Consider the following 2,896-nt stretch of genomic DNA (forward strand, 5'->3'; position numbering starts at 1 on the left):
TTTTACTCCTTTACTTCCACTGATTTTATCAATAGTGGAATTTGGTAATAAACCGCTTATTTTAATATTAAAATCATCTATATAATCTATAGTTTTTTCTTGGGTTTTAAAGCTTGGATATTCTACTTTAGGAGTATATTCTTTAATCTCATAAGGCAATTCTTTTTTAAGATCTTTAGTCATAGTTTTAACTTCTAAATTTGGATTAACTTTAAATGGAGCTTTAGAAGTGATAACTGCCTTAGCTTCACCACTAGCATTAAATGTTGCATCATGACTACCTAAAGTAGCATCCCCGCTTAAACTCCATTCTATTTTTTCATTAGGTTTACCACCTTTTAAAGTTACTTCAACATGATCAAGTTTTGGATCTTTTAAAGCTTTGTTATTATCACTTTCATAAGCATGAATTTTATCTTTACTAAAACTAATGCTTGGGGTATATTGGTGGAGTTTGATTTCTCCACTTACTTCTTGAGTACTAGCTGCGCTTTGATTATAAGTAGCAATGATTTGTAATCTTTTAATATTAAAATCTTTTACTCCTTCAAATACTACCTTACTCTCACCTTTATCATCAGCTGTACTTTCTTTATCGTTACTAATTCTTAAAGTTTTATTGCTTTGTATATCTTTAGCCTTCCATAAAACTTTTGTTTTTGGCATTAAACCTTTAAGTTTTACTTCAAAGTCGCTTTTATAATCAATCATTCCTTTTTCAAAGTCTTGATGAGTCACAGGATCTTTTCCAGCAGGAAGCTCCATGGTGGCTGTATAATTTTTAATCTCTAAATCTTTACTTCTTTCTTTTACTAATTCATCACTCATATTCTTAGCAATGATTTTTACTTTTTCATTTCCACTAAGTCCTATGATTTCTACATTACTCTCACCTTTATCATCAGCTATTAAATTAAGCTCCTTAGTAGTTTTATCTTTATCAACAAATAAAGCATTATCTCCTTGTATACTCCATTTAACTTTTGTAGAATTAGCTTTTAAGTTTTTATAACTTGCATGAGTTTTTTCTTTATTACCTATAATAGTTTTATCTAAGATAATATCATCATCTCCATAAATTGCTATTTGAACAAATGTTTTTAAAGTAACTCCTAATACATTAGCAATGATTTCAGCTTTTTCTTTATCTTTCATGTTTACATCAGGTTTGTAGATGATATTTGAATTTCCATCTTTATCAGTTTTATCTGAATTTGGCGTTTTTTCTAAACTTCCTTTACCATTTAATTTCCAATGAATTACCGAATCGCCTGCTAAATCATTTCCTGTAAATGTGATTAGAGATTTTTCATATCTTTGTATATTAGAAGGTTTAGCAAATATCCTAAAGTCTTCTTTTGGAGCTATGATAGTAATAGGGAAACTTTCTTGAGCATTCCCTGCTTTAGCAATTAAATTGGTTTGATGGACTCCATAAGAATGGATTATTTTTACAAAAACTTTTCCATTACTATCAGTAATATAATGATTTCCATCTTTTAAGATTACACTTTTTTGTTCAGGAGTTACACTCATAGCAACATTTTTAACTGCTTGATTAAAACCATCTTTAAGCATAATACAATGAGTATTATCTCCCAAATTTCCGCAATAAGAAATATGATAAGTATTGTTAATAGCTTTATATTCAAGCACCATAGAATAATCTCTATCTATAAAATGAGTTCTAGAGCCTTCAATGGTATTATTTATACCTGCTAATTTTGTATCAAAAGCGTGTTTGAAGGCATCTTTATCTAAAGGTATGTTAAAATTCATAGCTATATTTGTGCCTTGTTTATCACTTTCATTACTTCTTTTATGGCTTAGCGAAAAAGTTAATGCAGGACAAGGTGAGTAAGTAATACCTCCTTCATACACTAAAGGATTTTTTTCTAAATCTTCATAGCAGTTTACATTGCCAAATGGAGCTACTTTTTCTCCATACCATTTACTCATATTAGCAAAAACAGCTACATTACTCATAGAAGGAAAAGCATATTTAATACCCATATCCCAGCCATTAGCAGGGCGTTCTAAGAAAGTTAGATCATTATTTGCATTTTTAAAATCATAACTATTAATCCAATCACTTAATCTTTGATAAATATTAGCATGGAAAGCTAGTGTATCTAACATACTTTCAAAGCCCAAAGATATTCTTTTATGCTCTCTACTAAAATCATGATCATAAACTAAATTTAATCCTAGCATGATATTTCCTGAATTATCTAATGCTAATGCATTAGGATAATATCTTATACCACCACCAAAATGACCTATGATTCTATTATTATCATATCCACCTATACCGCTTTGTAAAAAATAAGATATTTTTGGATTATCTTCACTCATAATAGGTAAAAGAACTTTAGCATTACCACTTAAACCACCCCTATCATTATAGTTTAAATTAAACTCACTATTAATGGAGTGATTAAGAGCATGTAAATATTCTTGGATTAAAGTATTAGCTTGTAAGCTTAAATAATTGCTTGCTAAATCTCTTATAAGTTCATCTCTTTCTTTACTATTCTTGGCATTATATACATTGCCTATAGTTTGAATAACACCAATAACATTATTAGATAATTCTTCATCTTCTTTACTAAGATTAGAATCTTTCTTTGATTTTTCTTCTAATAGCTTTTTGACTCTTGGGTCAATGCTATCATATTCTTTAAGTATTTGCTTTTGATCATGGTTTACATGATTAAGTGCAAGAGTTTGATTGTCATCTATAATGATTTTATCTTGATTTTTTAAAATCATTATTTGAGAAAAAAGAAAAGTGTGAATGATTAAAACAAGTAAAAGTGTTTTTTTCATACCCCCCCCCGAATCCTTTGCATAAAATTTTTTATTTGTGATGAGAATATGATAACACAAAAAATAC

Annotated in this window: 1 protein-coding gene; it reads right to left on the reverse strand. The window is 28.6% G+C overall.

Annotated features, from left to right (window positions below; translation table 11 throughout):
• A partial coding sequence (locus tag L8W64_RS08735) for an inverse autotransporter beta domain-containing protein (RefSeq protein WP_263673521.1) occupies positions 1–2,829 on the reverse strand: 2,829 nt, incomplete at its 3' end.
• Between the last annotated feature and the right edge of the window lie 67 nt (positions 2,830–2,896).

The organism is Campylobacter sp. IFREMER_LSEM_CL1097 (assembly GCF_025772225.1).
Classification (GTDB): Bacteria; Campylobacterota; Campylobacteria; order Campylobacterales; family Campylobacteraceae; genus Campylobacter_D; species Campylobacter_D lari_D.